We start from the raw sequence: 24,678 nt of genomic DNA on the forward strand, positions 1-24,678 counted from the left end.
CTAAGCAAAAGAATTAGACGAAAACATGGCGATTAAAATAACAGATGAGTGTATAAATTGTGGGGCTTGCGAACCAGAATGTCCTAATAACGCAATTTACGATGCCGGTACTGCATGGCGTTTTTCTGATGGTACAAATTTAAATGGTATCATTGATTTTGGTAATCAACAAATTGAAGCTGATGCAGCTCAAGAAGCAGTTTCGGATGAAGTTTATTACATTGTATCCGATAAGTGTACAGAGTGTAAGGGCTTTCATGATGAGCCTCAGTGTGCGGCAGTTTGCCCGGTTGATTGTTGCGTAGATGACGAAGATATCCGCGAAACTGAAGAAGAATTATTGGCGAAGAAAGCTTGGTTACACCAGGAAGGATAAGCTTTATAAAATATTTACAATATCAAAGGCACCATTTGGTGTCTTTTTTAGTTTCTAGATAGTCTATAATTTTTTTTATTCTTTCTTCAAGAGTAAAATCACCTCTAATTTCTAAAATTTCTTTGTTTAAATCTTTAATCCAGTCCTCGTGTACTTTTAACGATCTGCCTGTAAAGCCAGATTTAATCGGATCAATATCATAGTTAGTTGCCCATTCGATAAAATCCTGATACTTTTTTATTCTTTCAGGATCCTGATAAATTACAGATCCATAACGTTCAAATTCTCTTTTTTTTAATCTATTCAACCTCACTTCTGGTGGAAGCCAAAGAAATACAATCAGATCAAATTCTGGAAAAACACCATCGCCCCAGCTCACACTTGAGCCACCAAAAACCCAATGATCACTTTCTGTTAAAGCCATTTTTATGAGATCATTTCTTTCCTTAGGATTTCGTTTTGTTATAAATGGAGGATCAGTGGGTATCCAGAAATAATGATCACTGTCAAAATAGGGGATATTTAATTTTTTTGCCAATGCTTTGCCCAACGTAGTTACTCCCGAACCAGAAGCTCCGAATATGTGAATTTTCATTTGGTTTGAACTGAATTTAGCTCAAACATCGCATTTATTAGGAATAATCAAAACCGGACAAGCAGATTTTCTTGCCACATGTTCGGCAACGCTTCCCATTAAAAAGTGGTACAAGCCCGTACGTCCATAAGTGCCGATAACAATTAAATCGGATCCCCACTCATCTGACTGCTGGATAATACCATGTGCTGCGGTATCAACAATACTTAAATAAGTGGTTTTTGCACCTTTGCTATATTTCGTCTCCATTTCTTTAAGCAAAATATGGCTGTTTTCTTCGCTATTGTCATATGTTTCTAAAAACACCGGCGCCAAGGTTAAATCAGGATTTACATTAGCCGGAATAGGCTCGATAATGTTAACCAATGCTACTTCTGCTCCAAATTTTTCAGCCATGTCGTAACCGGCTTTTGCCGCTTTTTCTGAGCAGGTACTGTTATCAACGGCAATTAATATTTTTTTAAAATTCATGGCGGGCATATTTAAAAGGTGATCATCATAAAAATAACAAATTTGTGCGCAAAATGTTAGGCAATGGATGTATTTTATTAGTTTTACAATAGTTTCACGAGCATATTTAAATGGAAAATCAATACGGTATTTGTAGAGTTGCTGTAGCACCCTTAAGAGCTGATGCATCAGATAAAGCAGAAATTGTTTCGCAACTTTTATTTGGCGATCATGTAGAAGTTATTCAGAAAGAGGAACGCTGGTGGCTCATTCAAAATGGCTATGATGGTTACCAAGGCTGGATGGATTTCAGACAATTGACCCCGATTACCCAAAGCCAGTTTACAGCAATGCATGATTGTAAATTGCTTGCTCCATTAAGTTTTAATAATGTGATAACTGCTGCCGATGGAAGTTCATATCATTTAAGTCCGGCAAGCAACCTCCCTTTTTTAAAAGATGGATTCTGTTATGCCGGAACGGAAAAATTTGAACTGAATTTCGAAGCGTACGACAATAGTGCTGTGGATTTTACCGATAAAGTTACCGAAACAGCAAAATTTTTTCAAAATATCCCGTACTTATGGGGTGGAAGGAATCTGTTTGGCTTTGATTGCTCTGGTTTTGTACAAACTGTATTTAAAATGTTAGGTATTAAGTTAAACCGCGATGCCTCTCAGCAGGCCGAACAAGGCGAATTGGTTGGTTTTTTAGCTGAATGCAGGGCTGGTGATGTTGCTTTTTTCGATAACGACGAAGGCAGAATTACGCACGTAGGTATCATGCTCAGTCCAAATGAAATTATCCATTCCTCAGCAAAAGTAAAAATTGATCCTATTGATGACCAGGGGATTTTTAATAAGGAATTGGGTAAATATTCGCACAAGCTCAGAATTATCAAACGTTTTGTGGAATAGTAGCAGGAAATGTATCCTATATAAAAGATACATTTTTTATGCCATCTAAATTTAAAATTCAAATCTCAAATCCCTGCCATGAAGAGTGGGCGGGAATGCAAGCTGATTCAAACGGGAAATTTTGTAGTTCCTGCCAGAAATCTGTAATAGACTTTACGAGCTTTACTGATACTGAACTGAAACGTTGGTTTAACCAGAATCAAGGAGATAGTTGTGGAAGATTTAAGCTGGAACAGCTTGATCGTTATATAGGTAGCAAAACCGTACCATTTTTCAAAATTTTTAAACCCGGTTTAATCGCAACTTCAATTTTAGCGTTTTTAAGTATTCCTAAATTTACTTATGCAAAATATGTGAAGCCATTGGAAACGGAATATAAAATTCAACAAAGCCAAGTTTTGGGTGATGTAGAAGGGGAGTATACCTTTATAAAGGGAAGAGTATTTGATCAGGATGGAATTGGCTTAAATCATATAAATATCGAATTAAAAGATCAAAATATTTATGCTGAAACGGCCGCCGATGGCTCATTTTATATTAAAATTAAAAAGCCAAAAAACAGGACTATCGCCGAATTGATTTTTACTTCAAACGCATTTGAGACTAGAAAGAGTTTATTCCTTTTAGGAGAGGAAAAAGAGATCTCTATTGTTTTACAATATGCCATGCGGATGGATTTTACAAACAAGATAGTTGTTGATAAGCAAAGCGAACAATTGGTAGGAAGGCTTGGTGGTATTTCGATAAAAACAACTGTAACCAGGAGAATTGTGAGCGATGTTATAAATATCTTTAGATAATTTGTTAATTGAATTTTATGAGCTCAAATTTTAAGATCCAGATTTCCAACCCTTGTCATGAAAAATGGGGCGAAATGATCGATAATAATACGGGTAAATTCTGTAATTCGTGTCAAAAATCAGTTGTTGATTTTACCGATTTCTCAGATCGAGATTTGCATAGTTGGTTTACAGAAAATCAGGGTAAAAGCTGTGGTAGATTTAAGCCTGAGCAGCTTGATCGTTTAATTCATGTGAAATCGAGTTTTGCAATTAGCCGATTTAAACCTTGCCTGATTGCTGCTTCTTTATTTGCTTTTTTGAGTTTTCCGAAATTGGGTAAAGGAGAAGTAATAAAACCATCAACAGTTCAAACTGCAAAAACGATAACCAATTTTGATAAAAAGAACCAGGATGAGGCATTATCTGATTCGTTACGGTTTATAAAAGGAAAAGTTACTGATAAAGATAAATCTGCATTGCCAGGAGTAACTATCCGTATTTTGGGAGAAAAATATGGCTATTCAACTGATGCAAATGGTGAATTTTCACTTACTTATATCATTCAAAAGGAAAATGATTTTAAAGAATTGGATATAAGGTATATAGGCTTCGAAAATAAGAATGTTAAATTCAAATCAACCGAAGTGTATCTCAATATTATTTTAAATGAAGATACAACTGCATTTATGGGGGATGTTGTTATTGTGAGAACACCATTTTGGAAGAGGATCTATTCTAAAATGAGAAATCAACTGCGGGATATTAATCCATTCTATAAAAAATAAATTAACCTTCCATCTCCCAAACCATCACCTGCCGATCATCTCCTGTAGAAATGAGATATTTGCCATCATGGCTCCAGATGATTTTGTTGATGGAGTGGGTATGACCGGTTCCAGCTTTCTCTAAGCTTAAAATTTTATATAATTTAAAATTCTCTGCATCCCAGAGTTTAATGCTTTTATCCTGACTGCTCGTAGCGAAATAAGGCTGGCTAGGGTGAAAGGCGATATCGTAAACAGTAAACATATGTGCTGGAACCGTTTCCCTAAGCTCATAATTTGGCAGATCCCATATCTTTAGTTGCGCATCCCTACTCCCTGAAATGAGATATTTGCCCGTAGGATGATAAGCCAAAGAGGTAACGGGTAATGAATGGCTTTCCAGAGATTGTTTGAGGCTATAATCAGCCAGGTTATAAATCCTGATCAAGTGATCCTTACAGCCAAAGGCCACTTCACTTTCGTTAGGTGCAATTGCAATGGTCCTAACGGTATCGTAAGCCACCTGAAAACGGTAAATTTCTGTGAAATCTACTAATGACCACACTGCAGCTGTACCATCTTCGCCAGTGGTTAATAGCTCATTTTTGCCTTTTACTGTTTGTATATTGAAAATGGGTTTAGTGTGGGCATTTATTCTGGCAATTACTTTTTGTTCTTTCAGGTCGTAAACACTGAAAGCACCGCTGCGTTCCCCAATAAAGAGCTGGTTATTATAATAATGTAAACAATAAACTGAACTCTGTACCGGCATTTTAACCTTTAAAAAAGCCATCGTATTTAACGACCATTCTACAACGCCCTTATCATTTCCTGCACTGAAAAATATACCATCCTCATTCGAATTGGATAATGCATATACAGGGTTTTGGTGACCAGGAAGGGTTTGTAGGTGTTTAAGCATTTCTTGAGGTTTATGGTTTATGGTTTAGGGTGTAAGGTTAGGCAATTGTCTTATACTCTAACCTCTAAACCCTAACCTTATTTATGTCTTTTCTCTAAATTTTTAGCAATATCCTGAATCGATAAACCTTTTTCTTTCAATAAAAATAAAAGGTGGAAAACAAGATCTGATGCTTCTCCAATGAGTTCTTCTTCCGTTTCGGCAAGTGCTGCAATAACTGTTTCTACACCTTCTTCACCAACTTTTTGGGCAATTTTATTTAGTCCCTTGCTACGCATTTTGTTGATGTAAGAACCCTCAACCGGATTTTCATATCGATCATTAATGATGTTTTCGAGTTCGAAAATAAAGTTCTGGTTAAAATCTGTTTTAAAACAGCTACGGCTACCGGTATGGCAGGTTGGACCAACAGCATCGGCTTTAATCAGAATGGTGTCGTTATCACAATCAACAAAAAGTTCTTTTACAAATAAAAAGTTGTTACTGGTTTCACCTTTTGTCCAAAGGCGGTTTTTAGAGCGCGAAAAGAAAGTTACCTTGCCTTCGGCCTGCGTTTTCTCAAGTGCTTCAGCATTCATATAACCCAGCATTAAAACCTCTAAAGTTTTGTAATCCTGAATGATAACCGGGAGTAAGCCAGCTGTTTTATCCCAATCAAGGGTTGATTTATAGATATTCATTTTTTATGATGTTTTCGTCATTGCGAGGCACGAAGCAATCTTATTGTGCAGGCTTTCGAACCCATAGCTTTGGGATTGCTTCGTGCCTCGCAATGACGAGTGTATTATTATATTCTAACAGGAATATGATTTCTTTTCAATTCCTGTTTTAAATCAGGGATCAGGATTTCGCCATAATGAAATACTGAAGCTGCCAGTGCCGCATCAACATTGGCCTTTTGAAAAACTTCAGTAAAATGTGCCATACTACCTGCCCCGCCTGATGCTATAATCGGGATATTGATCATTTGGTTTACTTTACTGAGTAATCCACAATCAAAACCTGCTTTTGTGCCATCATGATCCATCGAAGTTAACAAAATCTCTCCTGCGCCTAAATCTTCTCCCTGTTTAATCCAGTTTTCGGTTTCCAGTTCGGTAATTAGTCTTCCTCCATTTAGGTGGACCATATTTTTACCGTTTACATATTTGGTGTCGACTGCCAAAACCACAAACTGCACGCCGAAGGTTTTAGCCAGATCTTCTATTAATTTAGGATTCCGAACTGCTGCCGAATTGATGCTGATTTTGTCGGCTCCTGCATTTAATAACGCTTCGGCATCCGCAATTTCAGTTATTCCACCACCAATGGTAAAAGGAATATTTAATTGCCTAGCAACCGATTTAACCATTTCAATCATCGTTTTCCGACGCTCGTGAGTTGCGGTAATATCCAGAAAAACCAATTCGTCGGCACCCTGTTGTGCATATTGGGCGGCCAGTTCAACCGGATCGCCAGCATCACGTAAATCAACAAAGTTTACGCCTTTTACTGTACGACCGTCTTTAACGTCTAAACAAGGGATTATTCTTTTACTTAGCCCCCCGCCCCCTAAGGGGGGAGATGCAAACTGCTTAGCCTGTATGGCTTCTTTTATCTTTTCCAAAACTGAGTCTAAATTATTGTAAAGTTCAGTGTTTTTAAATCTAATTATCTTTATTCCAAATTGTTCGAGAGTCCTTTGTCTTTCAATATCATTATTGATAACTTCTGGTAAATCATGAATGCTCCCATCTAATTCGACAATTAATTTTGCTTCATGACAGTAAAAGTCAGCGATAAAACATGAAATGGGATGTTGTCTTCTAAATTTTACTCCTAATTGCTTATTATTGATGACCTGCCATAGCAAATTTTCTGCTTCAGTGACATTGTTTCTTAAGCGTTTCGCATTTTTAAAAATTATATTTGATGCACCATAAAACATGTTAGGTTCATTGACTTGTAAAAAGTCAAAATCATCCTCATTTATTTTATAGGTCATCTTTAACTATGCTATTAACTCCCCCTTTAGGGGGCTGGGGGTTAGATACTTGACAAGGCTTTCAAGTTCCACTCTTTTATTTCTTCGATGGTAATACGGTCTTCGTAAATGGCTTTTCCAACCACTACACTTCTAATTGGGTATTTGGCCAGATCGTAAATATCCTGCATCGAACTTACACCGCCTGAAGCAATCAGTTTAATCATAGGCGAATGTTCGAGCAGTTTTTCGTATAAATCGATCGCTGCACCACCTAATTTTCCATCTTTGCTGATGTCGGTGCACAAGAAACGGAAAAACCCTAAAGAAAGACATTTGTCAACGTAATCCATCAGTTTAATTGGTGAGCTTTCCATCCAGCCGGAATATTTAATTACCTCATCCAAAACGTCGATTGCAACTACAATACGGTTCGCATAATCGTCTTTTTTAGCAAAAGCTTCACTCAATTGAGGTAAGAAATCGGGGTTGGTAATTGCTTGTGTGCCCACAATTACGCGATGAATGCCAGCATCAAGCAAATTTGTAACCTGCTCAATGGTTCTGATGCCACCACCGTACTGCACTTTCATTTCGGTTTTTTTGATGATCTCGAAAAGTGCTTTTTGATTGCTAAAATCGCCTTTGGCTCCGTTTAAATCAATGATATGGATGAAATCTGTACCATTTGAGCGGTATTTTTCTATCATTTCGGGGATTGAAACATCATATTCCGTTTTTTGGTTGTAGTCGCCTTCACGAAGACGGACAACTTTTCCATCCAAAATATCAATAGCAGGTATTATGTACATTTTATAAGCTTAAGTTTGAAAAATTTTTTAATACTAGTTCGCCGGCTTTTCCCGATTTTTCGGGATGAAATTGAACGCCGTAAAAATTATCTTTTTGTACTGCTGCCGAAAACTTTAAACCATAATCAGCAGATGCGATGTCAAAAGTAGGGTTATATTCAATAAAGTACGAATGCACAAAGTAAAATTGTGTATTATCTTCAACACTTTCAAATAGCGAATTGTTTTTTGGACTAACCGCGTTCCAACCCATGTGTGGTATTTTGATATTCAGTGACTTATCGAATTTTTTGGTTTTAACCGGAACGATATTTAAAAGCGCTGCATCGCCCTCTTCCGAATGTTCGGTAATGAGCTGCATACCCACACAGATGCCAAGAACGGGTTTAGTCAGTTTTTTAATGGCTTCAACTAATCCTGTTCCCTTTAATTTTTCCATGGCAGCACCCGCATGCCCAACACCAGGAATGATGATGTGGCTATATTTTTCAAGGTCGTTTTCTGTATTTACCATGCCGTAGGTTACATTTAAGCGATCTAATGCTGCGGTAAGGGAGAAGATGTTGCCTGCTCCGTAGTTTACTATTCCAACCCCTAAATCCCCTAAAGGGGACTTCGAATTTCTATCGTTCATGTTATTGTGTATAACTTAATTTATCTTAATAGCGCCCTATCTTATTCCAGTTTACTCCCCTTTAGGGGTTGGGGTTACAATAGCCCTTTAGTGCTCGGTAAAACCATTTTCTCGGCATCACGCTTGATTGCCATTTTAATGGCCTTTGCAAATGCTTTAAAAATCGCTTCAATTTTATGGTGCTCGTTATCGCCTTCTGCTTTTACGTTTAAATTACATTTTGCAGCATCACTGAACGATTTAAAGAAATGATAAAACATCTCTGTAGGCATATCGCCAACTTTTTCACGTTTAAATTCAGCATCCCAAACAATCCAGTTTCTTCCTCCAAAATCAATGGCAACCTGTGCCAAACAATCGTCCATTGGTAAGCAAAAACCATACCTTTCGATGCCTAGTTTATTGCCTAATCCTTTAGCAAAGGCTTCGCCTAAGGCAATACCAGTATCTTCTATGGTGTGGTGCTCATCAATATGTAAATCGCCTTTAGCAATTACTTCTAGATCTACACTTCCATGTCTGGCAATCTGATCAAGCATATGATCGAAGAAGTTTAAACCTGTTTCGATTTTGGCTTTTCCTGTTCCATCCAGATCAAGGTTAATGGTAATGTCGGTTTCGTTGGTTTTGCGTTCGTGGTGAATTTTTCTGCTTCCTGCTTTAAGCAAGTTGTAGATATCTTCCCATTTCTTGGTTTCCAGAATAATAACATCCAACAAAGTTTCGTGTTTATCCAGTGCTTCAGTCGAACCTAATGCATCATTCTGACGAAGGAAAATCGCCTTAGCACCCAGGTTTTTGGCCAAAACCACATCGTTTAAACGATCGCCGATCACGAAAGAATTTTTCAGATCGTAATCTTCGCTGAAATATTTTGTCAATAAAGCAGTACCAGGCTTACGGGTAGGGGCATTGTCTTTCGCAAAAGTTCTATCGATTACAATCTCGCTAAAATGAACACCTTCGCCTTCAAAAGTATCCAACATAAAATTGTGGATCGGCCAGAAATTTTCCTCAGGATTTGAAAGTGTGCCCAAGCCATCCTGGTTGGTTACCATTACCAGTTCGTAATCCAGTTCGGCTGCAATTTTAGACAAATAATATAATGAGCGCGGATAAAATTTAAGCTTAGCAAAACTATCTACCTGTTCATCATCAGGCTCGATATTTAACGTTCCATCGCGGTCTATAAACAATACTTTTTTCATCTTAAAAATTTTCTAGAACAGTTAATAGTTTGTCGTTTTCTTCTTTTGTTCCCACGGTAATCCTTAAACATCCTTCGCACAAAGTTACTTTAGAACGATCGCGTACAATAATGCCTTGGTCTACCAAAGTATCGTAAATTTTTAAGGCGTCGGTAACTTCCGTTAGGATAAAATTAGCATCAGAAGGATAGACTTTTTTGACAATATTTAATGCATTTAACGCCTTGCTTAAACGGTCTCTTTCTGCAACAGATTCTTTAATCCAATCGTTCACCTGAGCGATGTTTTTTAAGGCTTCAAAAGCTAAATCCTGCGTAGCCTGATTGATGTTATATGGTGGTTTAATTTTGTTCAAAACATCGATCACTTTTGTTGAAGAAAATGCCATGCCTAAACGTAAAGCGGCAAGCCCCCAGGCTTTCGAAAAAGTTTGCAAAACAACCAGGTTTCCGTACTCGGTTAACTCCTGAATAAAGGTCTTCTGTCGGGCGTAATTAATGTACGCTTCATCCACTACAACAATGCCATTAAAGTTGGCTAAAATGGTTTCAATATCTTCACGGTTTATCGAATTTCCAGTCGGATTATTTGGCGAACAAATGAAGATTAATTTCGTGTTTTTGTCGATGGTTTCTGCGATCTTTTCCATATCCAATTGGAAGTTCGGAAGCAGGCTAACTTTGCGTATTTCTACATCGTTTATGTTAGCTGAAACCTCATACATTCCATAGGTTGGAGGCAATACAATTACATTGTCTTTTCCAGGATTACAGAATGCGCGAAACAATAAATCTATCGCTTCATCGCTGCCATTTCCTAAAAAAGTATTTTCGATTGGCACACCTTTTATTTTACTGATTGCATCTTTCAGGTCGAGTTGCAATGGATCAGGATAACGGTTGTAATTTGCCGGTAACGGCGAGCCATAACTGTTCTCATTTGCATCTAAAAAAACTGATGCCTGACCTTTAAATTCATCCCTAGCGGTAGAGTAGGGGCGAAGGTTTTTTATATTTTCTCTTACTAAATCGTTAATGTCCATGTTAATTAAAATGATTGCACAGATTACTTAATTCTTTTCCTTCGGTTTGATCACACAGATTAGGTAATTGCACCGATTCTTTCTTGTTTTACACCGTTTTATCTTCGGACTTCGGACTTCCGACCTCGGACTCAAAGTTCAATCTAATACTGACAGCATTTTTATGTGCTTCCAGGCCTTCTGCTTCTGCAAGTATTTCAACTGTGGTGCCAATGTTATTTAATCCATCAGCCGATAAATGCTGAAAAGTGATTTTTTTCAGAAAAGCATCAGTAGATACGCCTGAATAAGCTTTTGCGAAACCACTGGTTGGTAAAGTGTGGTTGGTTCCAGAGGCATAATCGCCAACACTTTCTGGTGTAAGATTACCCAAAAACACCGATCCTGCGTTGATAATCATTGGGATAAGACCCTGAAAATGCTCAGTGGCCAATATTAAGTGCTCTGGAGCATATTCATTTGAAAATTGCATTGCCTTATCCAGGTTTTCAGCTAAAACTGCATAAGAATTGGCTATTGCTTTGGCTGCAATGTCCTTTCGTGGCAGGATATCAAGCTGATTTTCAATTTCTTTTAATGTATCAGTAATAATCTGATTAGAAGTAGATACTAAAATAGCCTGACTATCAGTTCCATGTTCAGCCTGCGCAAGTAAATCTGCGGCGATAAATGACGGATTGGCAGTCTCATCAGCAATAACCAATACCTCTGATGGCCCGGCAGGCATATCAATAGCTACTTTGTTTTGAACCATTGTTTTTGCCGTGGTTACATAGCGGTTGCCCGGGCCAAAGATCTTATATACCTGTGGTACACTTTCCGTTCCGAAGGCCATTGCCGCAACGGCTTGTGCACCCCCAATAAGGAATACTTTTTCGATACCCAGCAGCACCGCACAGTAGGCTAGATAACAATTGGTTTTGCCGTCATTTTGTGGGGGAGAACACACCACGATTTCTTTACAGCCTGCGATGATTGCCGGCGTAGCCAACATTAAAAAAGTGCTCGGCAAAACTGCGGTTCCTCCAGGGATATAAAGTCCCACTTTTTCAATTGCCCTCGATTCACGCCAGCACAGAACGCCCGGCATTGTTTCGATTTTATCTTCAGTTTTTAACTGCGACTGGTGAAAAGTTTTGATGTTTTGGTAAGCCGTATCAATTGCTTTTTTTGCTTCTGCGGGAATGGTAGATGCAATTGCTTTTAATTCTTCTGCATCTAAAAATAGCTTCTCCAGATCAACTTTATCAAATGCTTTTGCGAAGTTGAAAAGCGCCTGGTCGCCATCTTTTTTTACCGTGCTGATGATGTCGGTTACCCGTTCTTCAACCAGTTTATCGTCTTCAATTTGCCTCGAACAAAGTTCTTCAATTTTTGATTTAGATAAATCTGTATAATTGTAGATTTTCAATGCTTTATAATTTTAAATTAACTAATAGTTAATATGAATTTAAACAATTTTATTTGATTATTTTCTCAATTGGCATTACCAAAATGCCTTCAGCACCTGCTGCTTTTAAACTGTTTATTTTATCCCAGAAATCTTCCTCAGCAATTACAGAGTGCACGGCAACCCAGTTCGGTTCGAAGAGCGGAACCACAGTTGGACTTTTTACACCCGGAAGTAAATCGACTACTTTTTGAAGGTTATCTTTTGATACATTTAGTACCACGTATTTGTTAGACTTTGCACTGAGTACAGAGCGGATACGTTGAAGCAATTCTGCAACTTCTGGATTATCGGCTATCGATTTGTTTCCGATTAAAACAGCTTCAGATTGCATTACATCAGCGAATGGTTTTAGGCCATTGCTCTTTAATGTTCCACCTGTTGATACGATATCAAAAATGGCATCACTTAAGCCTAGGCCCGGACCAATTTCTACCGATCCGGAAATGGTTCTGATATCAGATTTTATGCCTTTTTCCTGTAAGAATTTTTCGAGGATTACCGGGTAAGAAGTAGCAATGGCTTTGCCATTTAACTCTTCCAGTTTTTGGATATTACTGGTAGCCTGAACAGCGATTTTTAAGGTGCATTTTCCGAAGCCTAATTTTTGTAGATAGTCTACCTCAGCTTTGGTTTCTACAATTACGTTTTCTCCAACTATACCCAAATCGGCAATGCCATCCTGTACATATTCAGGAATATCATCATCCCGGAGGAAAAGAATTTCTAAAGGAAAATTGGTAACAGTTGAGATGAGTGAGCTTTTGTAGTTTTCGAAAGATAAACCACAGTTTTTAAGTATTTCTACAGATTTTTCGTTTAACCTACCCGACTTCTGGATAGCGATTTTAAGTGTTTTCAAAGTATTGAATATAGAGTGAACAAGAAATTATTTTACGGAAAAAAAGTTTTGAAGTACAAAACAAACATATCATATCGCCTATCGGCGATGGTGTAAATGTAAGTGATGGTTCAAAGTTAAATTCATAAATTATTTCTGCCAGTATCAATGCTTTAGCTGATAAGCGCTGGCAAATATAGTGTTTGAAATGGTAAAACAAAAAATAATGGCACTTAATTTGCCATTATGCTGTTTTTATTGCCAATAACCCTTATTTTGTATTAAAATCTTACTCTTTTGAAAAAGTTTCGCTTTCTAATTCTGCCCTTTATTTTGTTTGTTTCTGCCTGTGGATGGTTTAAAAGCCCACCCGAGATCGGAAAAGTGCTGTCTGAACATTTCAAGAACAAAATCTACAAAGATTTCGACACTGTAGCTTATGATAGCATTTTTGTAAAAACAATAGACAGTCTTTCGGGCAAGTTTGTCAATCCAAAAACAATCAAAGCTTTTTATTCAAATCATTCTGCTGAACCTAAATTAGTTACCCAGTTTTATATTAATGGAGAATTAGACTCGTTGGTGAGCTATTTGGATCAATGTAAGGCGCATGGTTTTAATCCAAAGATTTTTAAAACCGACGAAATTAAAGCCCTTTTGGACGAATTATCGGCAAATAAGTTTAAAAGAGTGGATGAAAGTTATCCTGTAATTGCAAAACTAGAGCTGCTGGCGGCCAATGCTTATTTAAATTATACAAACTATTTAAAATATGGGGTAGTAAATCCACGCACTATTTTCTCGCGTTATTATATTAAAGTTAGGCGTCCGGATAGCGCTGGGATGATCAATCTTTTGAATAGTACGAGCCTGTTGGATACACTCAGATCTGTTCAGCCCAAATCAGCTCAATATAAAGCTTTGCAGGCTGCGTATTTGAATACAGATGCTTACGATGAGAAACGGATTTTACTGCTAAATATGGAGCGCTTCCGTTGGAAAATGCCAGAGACTGGTGATAATTATGTACAGGTAAATATTCCTGATTTTAGGTTAACCTGGCTGGATAAACAAGATACCGTAATTACAATGAAAGTTTGTGTTGGCGGGAGGCGTGAAAATGGTTACGAAGAGAAGTTAAAAGCCTTTGCAAAATCGGGTAATTTGGATGATAAACCGAAGAATCATGAGACACCTTTATTGTTCAGTAAAATCAATTCCATTCAGGCCAATCCGATTTGGAATATTCCTGTAAGTATTGCGCAAAGTGAGATCTATTGGATGGCAAGAAAAGATCCATATTATTTATCGAACAGCAACATTAAAGTTTACTATAAAGACAAACTGATTGGTGAGCCCGATACCATCAATTGGAATAGGTATTCGCGTGATAAATTACCCTTTAAATTTAAGCAAGGATCTGGCGGTGGAAACGCCTTAGGAAAGTTCAAATTCATCTTCGATAATAGTTCGAGTATTTACCTGCACGATACCAATAACAAGAACGGATTTAATCTGACAAACCGAGCTATAAGTCATGGTTGCGTGCGCATCGAAAAACCACTTCAATTTGCCGAACTTCTTGTGAAAGATTCTTACACTTACGACAAATTAAGGGCAGAAGTAGATTTGCCTCCGATAGATAGTACACACGTAAAATGGTATAAAAAACGCATGGCACAAAAGGCCGATACACTTAAGGCGTTTCAATTAAAACCTGCATGGTTCGCACCAAAGAAAAATGTTCCGCTAATTATTACTTACATCACAGCATGGTCTCAAAATGATAAGATTGAATACAGACCTGATGTTTACGGTATGGACGAAAAACTTTGGACCGCGATGAAGAAGTTCAGGTAGAATTTAATCAGCAGCTTAGATCTTCTTGGTTAAAACGATTAACTTTGTGTTGTTTTAACACAAATTAGAGGATGACCGATCAAAATATTAAAATTGCTGTTGATGCCATTGTATTTGGCTACGAAAAAGGAATGCTTTATGTGTTGGCTGTTCAGCAGCGATTTGGTAAACTGGCGGATAGATGGGTTTTGCCAGGTGGATTTATTTTAAACGACGAGCCTTTGCTTATGGCAGTTGAGCGTGAACTTAAAGAAGAGGCCGGTATAACGGTAAATTATCTTGAGCAGCTGGGTACGTTTGGTGATGATGTTAATCGCGACGAACGCTTCAGGGTAATTTCTGTGGCTTATTTTGCCCTGGTTAATCCTAAAAATTTTGTATTAAAAGCCGATACCGATGCCAAGGATGCGAAATGGTTTCCCGTAACCGGAATTCCACAATTGGGGTATGATCACAATGAAATGGTTAATCTCGCGCATCAGCGTTTAAAAAGCAAACTCACTTACCAACCAATCGGTTTTGATCTGTTGGATCAGGAATTTCTCTTTTCCGATCTTGAAAATTTATACTGCTCCATTTTAGAAAGAGATATAGACCGACGAAATTTTAGAAAAAAAATTCTAAGTTTTGGAATTGTTACAGAAACCGATAAAGTAGTTAAAATTGGTGCCAGTGGTAGGCCAGGCAAACTTTTTACCTTCGATAAGGAAAAATATAACCAGCTTTTGAAGGAAAATTTTCAATTCGATATTAGGTTTGCGTAAAATAAACACAAATTATTCTTTGCATTCTAAAAATGATTTTTATATTTGTGTAAATAATACGCAAATATATGTTGAATCTTAATCCAAGTTTTACTCCGCTAGGCGAAAATAACTTAATCGAATACAAATCTTTCTTATTTGCGGGTGGCGAACCACACATTAAAATTTCGAACAATTTTGATGTTGCTGCTCCGGTTACCATTACGCAAAGAATAAATTCCTTCAATGATTTAGGTATGATCTGTATTACGGTTGATGCCTTGAGAAGAATGGGTGTAAAAGAAATCGAATTTTTTATACCATACTTTCCGGCTGCAAGGCAAGATCGGGTGATGATTCCTGGTGAGCCTTTATCGGTGAAAGTTTATACCGATATCATTAATGCCATGGCATTGGCAAGTATTACCGTTTTTGATCCGCATAGCGAAGTAACACCAGCCTTGCTCAACAACTGTGTAACAGTTTCCAATCACGAATTTATAAAACAGGTAATTGTAAACATTGGAACTGAAGTAAAACTCATTTCTCCTGATGGTGGTGCTTTAAAGAAAATTTATAAGGTATCTGAATTTTTAGGTGGTGCAGAAGTGGTAGAGTGTTCAAAAAGCCGGGATGTGAAAACAGGAAAACTTTCAGGATTTAAAGTATATGCTGACGATTTAGCTGGTGCCGATTGTTTGATTGTGGATGATATCTGTGATGGTGGCGGTACATTTATCGGCTTAGCAGAAGCATTAAAAGCTAAAAATGCTGGAAAACTTTATTTAGCGATTAGTCATGGCATATTTAGCAAAGGTTTTGGCGAGCTGGGCAAATATTTCGAACAGATCTTTACTACGGATTCGATCAAAGAAGTTGATCATGAAGGGGTAACACAGATAAAGCTGGCTGATATTATTTAGAATTCCCTTAGATACTTTAGTGTAAGCGGTCGTCACCCTGAATTCATTTCGGGGTCTAAATCATAATAATTATGAAAACGATAAGATTATTCAGACCCGTTGGGTTAAAAGAAATGGAACTCATTGCTGAAAGCGGCTTTAACGCCTTTCCTCCGAGATTAGCATGGCAGCCTATTTTTTATCCGGTAATGAATCAGCAATATGCCGAACAAATTGCTTTGGAATGGAATACTAACGATGAATTTTTTGGTTTTATCGGCATCGTAACCGCTTTTGAAGTAAATGAGGGTTATTTGAAGAAGTATGATGTTCAAAATGTAGGCGGAGCAGTGCATAACGAACTTTGGATTCCTGCAGAGGAGTTGAACGATTTTAACAGCAACATCAACGGTACTATAGAAATTGTAAAAGTTTATTTCACTGGTCGATCTACAAAAACAGAAAACTTGGCGTTAAAAAGCAAATTAAAAGAATTTAAAAAATGATTTTAGAACTAATCAAAGCCGATATAACAGAAATTAGGGCCGATGCTATCGTTAATGCAGCAAACAGTTCTTTGCTTGGTGGCGGAGGGGTAGATGGTGCCATTCATAGAAAAGGTGGTAAAGCTATTTTAGAAGCTTGCGTAGCCATCAGGAATAAACAAGGGAATTGCAAAACTGGAAATGCGGTAATTACCACGGCAGGCAATTTACCGGCAAAATATGTGATCCATACGGTTGGACCTGTATGGAATGGTGATAGCGAAGAAAAAAATGCTTTGCTTGCAGATTGTTACCGTAACAGTTTAACCTTAGCAGTTGAAAATGATGTTAAGATTATTGCTTTTCCAAACATCAGCACAGGAATTTATCATTTCCCTAAAGATAAAGCAGCAGATATTGCCATTGCCACGGTAAATAATTTTGCTGAAAAAGAAAAGATAGAAAAGCTAATTTTCATTTGTTTCGACGATGATAATTACCGGCTCTATGAAGAAAAACTTAATCGCATTAAACAATGAGATGAGTTGTTAACAGAATTACAAAATGAAAATAACAGTAAAAAAATATAAAGAACAAGTAATAGAATGGCCAAAGTCAGGATGTCATATTATGGGCCAATATGATGATGAAAAAATAATTGTTTATCAAGCTTACCGAAAAGAAATCGGAGAATTTGCAGTCGAGAATCAGTTTTTTGGAGGTGAATTCAGCTTAAACCGAATGACGTGGATTAAGCCTAATTTTTTATGGATGATGTACAGAAGCGGCTGGGGAACAAAAGAAGGACAGGAAATTACTTTAGCCATACACCTTAAAATATCTGCATTCCGTAAGTACCTTGAAAATGCGGTTTATACATCATATGATCAAACTGAGGGTATTTCGCATGACGAATGGAGAGATGAACTGGAAAATTCCAATATCAGGTTGCAATGGGATCCGGATCACGACCCTTATGGGGCAAAACAAGAAAGAAGAGCAATCCAGATTGGGTTAAGGGATAATTTCATCCATTCTTTCGCTAAAAATGATATTTTGTTAATTGAAGATATCAGCGCATTTGTGAAGGAACAACATGAGTTTGTTCAACATCATCAACTGGAAAACTTAATCATACCTGCTGAAAAACCTTTCCTTTTTAACGATGAAACATTGAACAAAAAACTGAAAATCATAAATCAATACGCTCATGGACAATAAAATAACAAAAGGCATAAGTAAGCTGCTAAGTTATATTTTGAGACATTCGCCAGAAACCATAGGCTTAGAACTTGACGAGAACGGATGGGCAGATGTAAATGAATTAATTGCCAAGTTTGACCTTTACGACAGAAGAATAGATTTTGAACAGCTTGACTACATTGTTGAAAATAACGACAAAAAGAGATTTGCCTTCAACGATGATAAAACTAAAATAAGGGCAAGCCAGGGGCATTCTATTGCTGTTGAATTAAACTTAAATCAAGTCGAACCATTAGCATACCTGTATCATGGTACAGTTGAAAAGTTCCTGTCGGATATTAAATTGCAGGGACTGCAAAAAATGGGCAGACAGCATGTGCATTTAAGTGCCGATAGAGAAACGGCCAATAAAGTAGGTGGCAGGAGGGGGAAACCAGTTATCCTTACCATTAATAGTGGAGAGATGCACAGAGCAGGCTATAAATTTTATTTATCAGCTAACAATGTGTGGCTTACAGATGTTGTGCCCGCCGAATATATAACGTTTTAACATGGGCAGAACATTAGTAATAGGTGATATCCACGGGGGATTAAAAGGTTTAGTTCAGTTATTCGAGCGTGCAGAAGTAACAAAAGATGACAAACTTATTTTCCTTGGCGATTATGTGGATGGATGGAGTGAATCGGCACAGGTGATTAATTACCTGATGCAATTGGAAGAAAACCAGCAATGTATTTTTATCAAAGGAAATCACGACGCCTGGTGTATCGATTGGTTAGAAAAAGGCATTGTAGATGATGTTTGGTTTGTACATGGTGGGAAATTAACAATCGAAAGTTATAAAAACATGCCTGATCCAGTGAAGCAAAAACATCTAAATTTCTTTGAGCGCATGAAAGATTACTACGTGGATGAGCATAACAACCTCTTTATTCACGCCGGTTTTTCTTCCATGCACGGTCCTGCAAAAGAACGTTATTCTTCCAACTATTCGTGGGATAGAACGCTTTGGGAAATGGCCCTAGCTATGGATCAAAGGATCAAAAAAGATTCGGTACTTTATCCTAAACGTTTATTGCTCTATCATGAAATCTACATTGGCCATACCCCAACGCTCTATTATAACATGAACGTGCCCATGCACGGTTGTAATGTTTGGAATATCGATACTGGTGCTGCATTTACCGGAAAATTAACCTGTTTGAATATCGAAACAAAAGAATTTTGGCAAAGCGATATTTTACAAAGCCTATATCCAAGCGAAAAAGGAAGAAATAACATTTAACTAGAAATATAAAAACGATGAACCCTTTACTATTAACCGACGGATACAAAGTAGATCACCGCAGGCAATACCCAGAAAATACCACATTGGTTTATTCTAACTGGACGCCAAGAAAAAGCAGGTTAGAAAACGTAAATCATGTGGTGCTTTTTGGCTTGCAGTATTTTATCAAAAAATACATCATTGAAGATTTTAACCAGAATTTCTTTAACCAGCCAAAAGAAGAAATTTTAAAGAAATATACACGCAGGATCAATAATTACCTGGGAGAAAATTTGGTAGGCATACAGCATATAGCTGACTTACACGATCTAGGTTATATTCCAATGGTTTTTAAATCATTACCAGAAGGTGCCGAAGTGCCTTTGCGTGTACCCATGTTTACCATGTACAATACAAAGTCTGAATTTTTCTGGTTGACCAATTATTTCGAAACCTTATTATCAGCAGTGGTGTGGCTGCCTTGCAATTCTGCTACCATAGCGAAACAATACCGCGCCATTTTGGATCAGTATGCCGCAGAAACCTCTTCAGTTCCAGAATTTGTAGATTGGCAGGGGCACGATTTCTCTATGCGGGGCATGGGTGGAATAGAAGCTGCGGTAACTTCGGCAGCCGGACATTTATTAAGTTTTACTGGAACAGATACCATTCCAGCCATCGATTTCTTAGAAGAATATTATAACGCAGATTCAGATAAAGAGTTAATCGGTGGATCAGTAGCTGCTACAGAACACTCTGTAATGTGTATGGGAACCAGTACCGGAGAACTCGAAACCTTTAAACGTTTGATTTTAGAAGTTTACCCCAAAGGAATTGTATCTATCGTTTCTGATACCTGGGATTTATGGAAAGTGCTGACGGAGTATCTACCTGTTTTAAAAGATCATATTATCGCCCGTCCAGGTAAAGTGGTAATCAGGCCAGATTCGGGAGATCCGGTTGATATTATCAGCGGAAATCCAAAGGGCAAAAACGAAAATGAGAAAAAGGGTGTAATCGAGCTGCTTTGGGAGGTTTTCGGTGGAAAAACCAACGACAAGGGATTTAAAGAACTGGTACCGCAGATTGGTGCTATTTATGGAGATAGCATCACTACCGAAAGAGCTACACAGATCTGCGAGCGGCTAAAAGCTAAAGGTTTTGCCTCTACCAATGTTGTTTTTGGCATCGGTTCATTCACCTATCAATTTAATACACGCGATACTTTTGGTTTTGCGATGAAAGCCACTTATGGAGAAGTAGACGGCATCGGCCGCGAGATATTTAAAGATCCGATTACTGACGATGGCACAAAGAAATCGGCAAAAGGTTTATTGAAGATTTTTAAAAATGCAGAAGGCGACTACGAACTGAAAGATCAATGCAGCTGGGAAGAAGAAGCACAGGGCGAATTGAAAGAAGTTTTCAGAGATGGAAAGTTATTGATCGATTATTCTCTTGCTGAAATTAGAGAAAGGCTAAAGAATAGTTAACTTCGCCAAGTTTTTAATCGACTGGCTTTTGGCTGGTCGATTAACTTTTTGAAAGATACAATGCAGAACAACCCCACATTTAACCATCAGGCTGATATCGTAAATAGTGCCATTAGATTTATAAACGCCTGGTTTAAACAATCGAAGGCTATTACCAACGAACTGAATGATTTTTTCATTCTCCCAGGTAATAAAATTATTGGTAAGGATGTTATTATTAGTCGGTTAAAAGGTATTTTCGGACGGTCTGATGAATATGTTGGCGGCAGATACGATATTATTGATGTTAATTTTGAATTAATGGAAGACGGTAAGGGGATGGGCTTTGTTGAGGGGGTTGCAGGTTATAGAGATGTTATTCAAAAACAATCAAAAATTGTAAGCGGACCTTTTAAATTGTATTTTGCATTGCATAACGGTGGCTGGAAAATTGTAAATATCGAATTTCCTGGCTTTAGTTATTAAAACGACTTTATTACAATAGTAATTCGCCACTTTCCATAATTTTTCTATCTTTGGTTTTTAATGAATTTCCTTTATCCGGGCTTTCTTTTTGCACTAATATCGGTTGCCATCCCGGTTATCATCCATTTATTCAATTTCAGGAAATTTAAAAAGGTTTATTTCTCTAATGTTCAGCTTTTAAAAGAAGTAGAACAACAAAATTCTTCCAAAGAAAAACTTAAAAACCTGCTTATTCTGTTGTCACGGATTTTGGCAATCATCTTTTTGGTCCTGGCATTTGCCCAGCCTTATATTCCAGCGCACAATCAAAAAACTACTGCTTTAAACAACGTAGTAAGCATTTATATCGATAATTCTTACAGCATGGAAGCCATTAATAAAGATGGCAACCTGCTCGATGAAGCCAAGCGGAGGGCAAAAGAACTGGTAAAAGGTTTTGGAATAAACGATCGTTTTCAACTCCTGACCAATAATTTTGAAGGAAAACACCAACGATTGTTAAACGAAGAAGCATTTTTAAAGGCATTGGATGATGTTAAAATCTCGGCAGCAAACCGTAATCTCCAACAGATATTAAACCGACAGGGGAATGTTTTAACAGGTTCTGCAAATAAGTATAGCTTTCTGATTTCCGATTTTCAAAAAAATATCTCTACCACCAATAAACTCGATACAAAAGCAGATATTCAATATTCATTTTTGAAACTGAATGCCAATACGCTTCCGAATGTTGCAATAGATAGCGTTTGGGCACTTTCGCCAAATCATCAGCCGGGAGTAAATGAGCGTTTGGTTGTACAGTTGAAAAATTACTCCGAAGAGGAAGCAAAAAATATCCCTTTAAAACTCAGTATCAATAACCAGCAAAAAGGATTGGGTGCAGTAAGCATCCCTGCAGGTAAAACAGTTAAAGATACCCTGAATTTCTCCGGACTGAACGCAGGATGGCAAAAAGGTTTAATCAGCATTAAAGATTTTCCGGTAACCTTTGATGATACACTTTCCTTCAGTTTTAAGGTAGATGAGAGTTTTCCTGTTCTGAGTATTAACGGAGCCAATGCAGGCAATTACATTAAAGCACTGTTTGCTGCCGATCGTTATTATAAACTCACCGAGAATGCCGAAAGCAATGTGAATTATAGCAATTTTGCCAGTTACGGCCTGATTGTGTTGAACGGTTTGAAAAATCCATCAACGGGATTGGCACAACAGCTAAAAACCTATCTGAATGCAGGCGGTACGGTGGTGCTTTTTCCTGATTTAGATGCCAATATTCAAACTTATAACTCATTTTTAAGTGGATTATCGCTTCCTAACATTCAAACGTTAAATACTACCGCTACTAAAGTTGACCAGATTGATCTGCAAAACCCCATTTTTAAGACTGTTTTTGAGGAAATTCCCAAAAATCTTGATCTTCCAACAGTTTCCCGTTATTATTCTTTTGCAGAAAAAAATACTTCTAACAAGGAAGATATCATGTTATTGCCTGGCAGAAAACCGTTTTTCTCTAAGTATGGCATAGGTAACGGGCAGGTGTATTTATCTGCTTCAGGGCTTAATACAAGTGATGGGAATTTAGCACGCCATCCGGTTTTTGTACCGCTGATTTATCGTTTGGCATTGAGTGGAGGAAATGAAATGCACTTATACTACAACCTCGGCAACGATAATACATTGGCGGGTAAAAAGATTACCATGGGTAAAAACCAAAGCTTAAAAATTACTGCGGATGGTTTCGAAGCGATTCCTGAAATTCGTCAGGCAGATGGCAAAACGCTGATTTACATTGCCGATCAGATAAAAAATGCAGGCTTTTATAACCTGAAACTTGCAGATTCGCTACTTGCTGTTTATAGTTTCAATAATGGCAGAACAGAATCTGATATGCATTATTTAGACAAAGCAGAACTCAATCAGTTGGCTGATAAAGGCAATCTGAAAATATTCGATACCGATAAAGATGCCGTTAAATTAATTGCCGGTGCCAATAAAATCGGGCAGACTTTATGGAAACTTTGTCTAATTTTGTCGCTGATTTTTATTGCAGCAGAAATTTTGCTCATCCGATTTTTTAACAACACAAAAAAAACAATATGAATCTCCTGGTTAAAAATGTAACCGTTGCCGATCCGCAAAGTAAATTCAATAATCAACAATGCGATGTTCGGGTAGAAAATGGTAAAATTAAAAACATAGGTAAATTAACTGCCGATAAAAACGAGACTGTTTTTGATGCTCAGGGTGCTTTCTTAACGCCAGGTTTTTTCGATCTAAACTGTGTAGCAGGCGATCCGGGTTTCGAAACCAAGGAAGATATTCAAACATTAACCGCAACTGCAAAAGCTGGAGGTTTTACTGGCTTGGCTTTATTGCCGCAAACCAGTCCGGTTGTGCAGTCAAAATCTCAGGTAGAATACATTGTCAATAAGGCAAAAAACAACTTGGTTGATGTTTTACCTGTTGGTGCCATAAGTCAAAATCGTGAAGCAAAAGAGCTTGCCGAACTGTTCGATATGCAACAGGCGGGTGCGGTAGCTTTTTCAGATGGCGATAAGGCCTTGCAAGATGATGGGTTTATGAGCCGTGCATTACAATATGCAAAAGGTTTCAATGCATTATTAATGGTTTATCCCGAAAATAAATCCATAGCTGGCAAATCGCAGATTAACGAGAGCAAAAACTCTGTGCTGTTGGGCATGAAAGGTTTACCCGCATTGGCTGAAGAAATGCATATTGCCCGCGATATTTTTCTGGCATCTTATAATGAAACTAAAATCCACATTAGCAATATTTCAACTGCCGGGGCCGTGGCTTTGATTCGTAAGGCAAAGAAAGATGGCGTTCGGGTTTCGTGCGATGTAACCGCGCATCACTTGGTGTTTACAGAAGAACTTTTAAGCGATTTTGATAGCAACTACAAGGTTAAACCACCACTTCGCGGAAAAGCAGATGTGAAGGCGCTAATTGCCGGTTTAAAAGACGGAACCATTGATGCTATTACTTCTCAGCACCGTCCGGAAGAGATCGAATTTAAAAATGTAGAGTTCGAAATTGCCCATTATGGCATTATTGCTTTGCAAACCGTACTGCCATTGTTATTAAAGGCCGGATTGGATATCACTTTAATTGCAGAGAAATTGGCCATTAATCCACGTAAATTATTAAATTTAGCTATTCCGGTAATTGAAGAAAATGCTGATGCCAACTTTACTGTTTTCAATACAACAGAAAAGTGGTTGTATAATGCCACAAGCAATTATTCAAAATCGACAAACAGTCCGTTATTGGGTGCCGAACTTACCGGGAAGGTAACTTTGGTTTATAATAATAATCAGTACTGGGAGAATTAAGGTTGAAGGTTAGAAGGTTGAGGGCATGAGGTTCTTAACCATGTCTCAAAAGATATTAGTTCAAAAAAAATATTGATAAATTAACAGGTTATAGGAACTTAAAGACTAAAGCAAGAAATTACGATTTTGTTGTTCAGGTCATACAATCTT

General features: G+C 37.6%; 27 protein-coding genes. 16 read left to right on the plus strand and 11 right to left on the minus strand.

Annotation, left to right across the window (positions count from 1 at the left end):
• The first annotated feature begins 25 nt into the window (after positions 1-25).
• Positions 26-376, plus strand: coding sequence for a 4Fe-4S dicluster domain-containing protein (locus EYS08_RS04790; RefSeq protein WP_025143125.1), 351 nt, complete (start codon positions 26-28; stop codon positions 374-376).
• A gap of 22 nt (positions 377-398) precedes the next feature.
• On the opposite strand, the gene EYS08_RS04795 is transcribed toward EYS08_RS04790, so the two are convergent.
• Positions 399-971: a P-loop NTPase family protein gene (locus EYS08_RS04795; protein WP_131028712.1), complete on the minus strand. Its 573-nt coding sequence runs from the start codon at positions 969-971 to the stop codon at positions 399-401.
• 21 nt (positions 972-992) lie between these two features.
• Positions 993-1,442 carry a universal stress protein gene (locus tag EYS08_RS04800; protein WP_131028713.1) on the minus strand — a complete coding sequence of 150 codons (450 nt, stop codon included), beginning with the start codon at positions 1,440-1,442 and terminating at the stop codon, positions 993-995.
• 110 nt (positions 1,443-1,552) lie between these two features.
• Here EYS08_RS04800 and EYS08_RS04805 point away from each other — a divergent pair, with 110 nt between their 5' ends.
• The 3 genes from EYS08_RS04805 to EYS08_RS04815 are packed head-to-tail and all read left to right on the plus strand — an operon-like array spanning position 1,553 to position 3,905.
• Positions 1,553-2,338 (plus strand): C40 family peptidase, encoded by a 786-nt coding sequence (locus tag EYS08_RS04805; protein WP_131028714.1) that lies wholly within the window; start codon positions 1,553-1,555, stop codon positions 2,336-2,338.
• A gap of 38 nt (positions 2,339-2,376) precedes the next feature.
• Complete coding sequence (locus tag EYS08_RS04810) at positions 2,377-3,138, plus strand: hypothetical protein (RefSeq protein ID WP_131028716.1); 762 nt, start codon at positions 2,377-2,379, stop codon at positions 3,136-3,138.
• 17 nt (positions 3,139-3,155) lie between these two features.
• Entirely contained in the window at positions 3,156-3,905 is a 750-nt protein-coding gene (locus EYS08_RS04815) for a carboxypeptidase-like regulatory domain-containing protein (RefSeq protein ID WP_131028717.1), read from the plus strand.
• A 1-nt stretch (position 3,906) separates the two neighbouring features.
• Here the strand turns inward: EYS08_RS04815 and EYS08_RS04820 are convergent, their stop codons facing one another.
• The 9 genes from EYS08_RS04820 to hisG all read right to left on the minus strand — a co-directional run bounded on the left by EYS08_RS04820 (position 3,907) and on the right by hisG (position 12,777).
• Positions 3,907-4,806, minus strand: coding sequence for a WD40 repeat domain-containing protein (locus EYS08_RS04820; RefSeq protein WP_131028719.1), 900 nt, complete (start codon positions 4,804-4,806; stop codon positions 3,907-3,909).
• Positions 4,807-4,883: 77 nt separating this feature from the next.
• A complete protein-coding gene (gene hisIE, locus EYS08_RS04825; RefSeq protein WP_131028721.1) occupies positions 4,884-5,486 on the minus strand; it encodes a bifunctional phosphoribosyl-AMP cyclohydrolase/phosphoribosyl-ATP diphosphatase HisIE in 603 nt (200 codons plus the stop codon).
• Between the two features lie 107 nt (positions 5,487-5,593).
• The gene (gene hisF, locus EYS08_RS04830) at positions 5,594-6,790 is read right to left on the minus strand and encodes an imidazole glycerol phosphate synthase subunit HisF (protein WP_317130078.1); all 1,197 of its coding nucleotides are present in this window, start codon (positions 6,788-6,790) and stop codon (positions 5,594-5,596) included.
• A gap of 41 nt (positions 6,791-6,831) precedes the next feature.
• On the minus strand, positions 6,832-7,581 hold the full coding sequence (gene hisA, locus EYS08_RS04835; RefSeq protein ID WP_131028723.1) for a 1-(5-phosphoribosyl)-5-[(5-phosphoribosylamino)methylideneamino]imidazole-4-carboxamide isomerase: 750 nt from the start codon (positions 7,579-7,581) through the stop codon (positions 6,832-6,834).
• Position 7,582: 1 nt separating this feature from the next.
• Positions 7,583-8,215, minus strand: coding sequence for an imidazole glycerol phosphate synthase subunit HisH (gene hisH, locus EYS08_RS04840; protein WP_131028725.1), 633 nt, complete (start codon positions 8,213-8,215; stop codon positions 7,583-7,585).
• Positions 8,216-8,289: 74 nt separating this feature from the next.
• Positions 8,290-9,423, minus strand: a complete 1,134-nt coding sequence (gene hisB, locus EYS08_RS04845) for a bifunctional histidinol-phosphatase/imidazoleglycerol-phosphate dehydratase HisB (RefSeq protein ID WP_086545281.1) — start codon at positions 9,421-9,423, stop codon at positions 8,290-8,292.
• Position 9,424: 1 nt separating this feature from the next.
• A complete protein-coding gene (gene hisC / locus EYS08_RS04850; protein ID WP_108200683.1) occupies positions 9,425-10,465 on the minus strand; it encodes a histidinol-phosphate transaminase in 1,041 nt (346 codons plus the stop codon).
• Positions 10,466-10,553: 88 nt separating this feature from the next.
• The gene (gene hisD / locus EYS08_RS04855; protein WP_131028726.1) at positions 10,554-11,876 is read right to left on the minus strand and encodes a histidinol dehydrogenase; all 1,323 of its coding nucleotides are present in this window, start codon (positions 11,874-11,876) and stop codon (positions 10,554-10,556) included.
• 49 nt (positions 11,877-11,925) lie between these two features.
• The gene (gene hisG / locus EYS08_RS04860) at positions 11,926-12,777 is read right to left on the minus strand and encodes an ATP phosphoribosyltransferase (protein WP_029278663.1); all 852 of its coding nucleotides are present in this window, start codon (positions 12,775-12,777) and stop codon (positions 11,926-11,928) included.
• Positions 12,778-13,053: 276 nt separating this feature from the next.
• Between hisG and EYS08_RS04865 the strand changes: the two genes are divergently transcribed.
• The 12 genes from EYS08_RS04865 to EYS08_RS04920 all read left to right on the plus strand — a co-directional run bounded on the left by EYS08_RS04865 (position 13,054) and on the right by EYS08_RS04920 (position 24,528).
• Complete coding sequence (locus tag EYS08_RS04865) at positions 13,054-14,616, plus strand: L,D-transpeptidase family protein (RefSeq protein ID WP_131028728.1); 1,563 nt, start codon at positions 13,054-13,056, stop codon at positions 14,614-14,616.
• A 71-nt stretch (positions 14,617-14,687) separates the two neighbouring features.
• Positions 14,688-15,380 carry an NUDIX hydrolase gene (locus tag EYS08_RS04870; protein WP_131028730.1) on the plus strand — a complete coding sequence of 231 codons (693 nt, stop codon included), beginning with the start codon at positions 14,688-14,690 and terminating at the stop codon, positions 15,378-15,380.
• A 68-nt stretch (positions 15,381-15,448) separates the two neighbouring features.
• Positions 15,449-16,282 (plus strand): ribose-phosphate diphosphokinase, encoded by an 834-nt coding sequence (gene prs, locus EYS08_RS04875; protein ID WP_131028731.1) that lies wholly within the window; start codon positions 15,449-15,451, stop codon positions 16,280-16,282.
• 71 nt (positions 16,283-16,353) lie between these two features.
• Positions 16,354-16,767 carry a hypothetical protein gene (locus tag EYS08_RS04880; RefSeq protein WP_208745790.1) on the plus strand — a complete coding sequence of 138 codons (414 nt, stop codon included), beginning with the start codon at positions 16,354-16,356 and terminating at the stop codon, positions 16,765-16,767.
• On the plus strand, positions 16,764-17,285 hold the full coding sequence (locus EYS08_RS04885) for an O-acetyl-ADP-ribose deacetylase (RefSeq protein ID WP_131028733.1): 522 nt from the start codon (positions 16,764-16,766) through the stop codon (positions 17,283-17,285). Before EYS08_RS04880 ends, EYS08_RS04885 begins: the two co-directional genes overlap by 4 nt.
• Before the next feature lie 25 nt (positions 17,286-17,310).
• On the plus strand, positions 17,311-17,967 hold the full coding sequence (locus EYS08_RS04890; RefSeq protein WP_131028735.1) for a DUF4291 domain-containing protein: 657 nt from the start codon (positions 17,311-17,313) through the stop codon (positions 17,965-17,967).
• Positions 17,957-18,499, plus strand: a complete 543-nt coding sequence (locus EYS08_RS04895; protein ID WP_131028737.1) for an RNA 2'-phosphotransferase — start codon at positions 17,957-17,959, stop codon at positions 18,497-18,499. The genes EYS08_RS04890 and EYS08_RS04895 overlap by 11 nt, the downstream gene beginning before the upstream one ends.
• Position 18,500: 1 nt before the next feature.
• On the plus strand, positions 18,501-19,235 hold the full coding sequence (locus EYS08_RS04900; protein ID WP_131028739.1) for a metallophosphoesterase family protein: 735 nt from the start codon (positions 18,501-18,503) through the stop codon (positions 19,233-19,235).
• A gap of 17 nt (positions 19,236-19,252) precedes the next feature.
• Positions 19,253-20,710 carry a nicotinate phosphoribosyltransferase gene (locus tag EYS08_RS04905; RefSeq protein ID WP_131028741.1) on the plus strand — a complete coding sequence of 486 codons (1,458 nt, stop codon included), beginning with the start codon at positions 19,253-19,255 and terminating at the stop codon, positions 20,708-20,710.
• Positions 20,711-20,770: 60 nt separating this feature from the next.
• Complete coding sequence (locus EYS08_RS04910; RefSeq protein WP_131028743.1) at positions 20,771-21,175, plus strand: hypothetical protein; 405 nt, start codon at positions 20,771-20,773, stop codon at positions 21,173-21,175.
• Positions 21,176-21,235: 60 nt separating this feature from the next.
• The gene (locus EYS08_RS04915) at positions 21,236-23,275 is read left to right on the plus strand and encodes a BatA domain-containing protein (RefSeq protein ID WP_131028744.1); all 2,040 of its coding nucleotides are present in this window, start codon (positions 21,236-21,238) and stop codon (positions 23,273-23,275) included.
• Entirely contained in the window at positions 23,272-24,528 is a 1,257-nt protein-coding gene (locus tag EYS08_RS04920) for a dihydroorotase (protein ID WP_131028746.1), read from the plus strand. The genes EYS08_RS04915 and EYS08_RS04920 overlap by 4 nt, the downstream gene beginning before the upstream one ends.
• The last annotated feature ends 150 nt before the right edge of the window (positions 24,529-24,678 follow it).

It is taken from the genome of Pedobacter kyonggii (assembly GCF_004310665.1).
GTDB lineage: Bacteria > Bacteroidota > Bacteroidia > Sphingobacteriales > Sphingobacteriaceae > Pedobacter > Pedobacter kyonggii.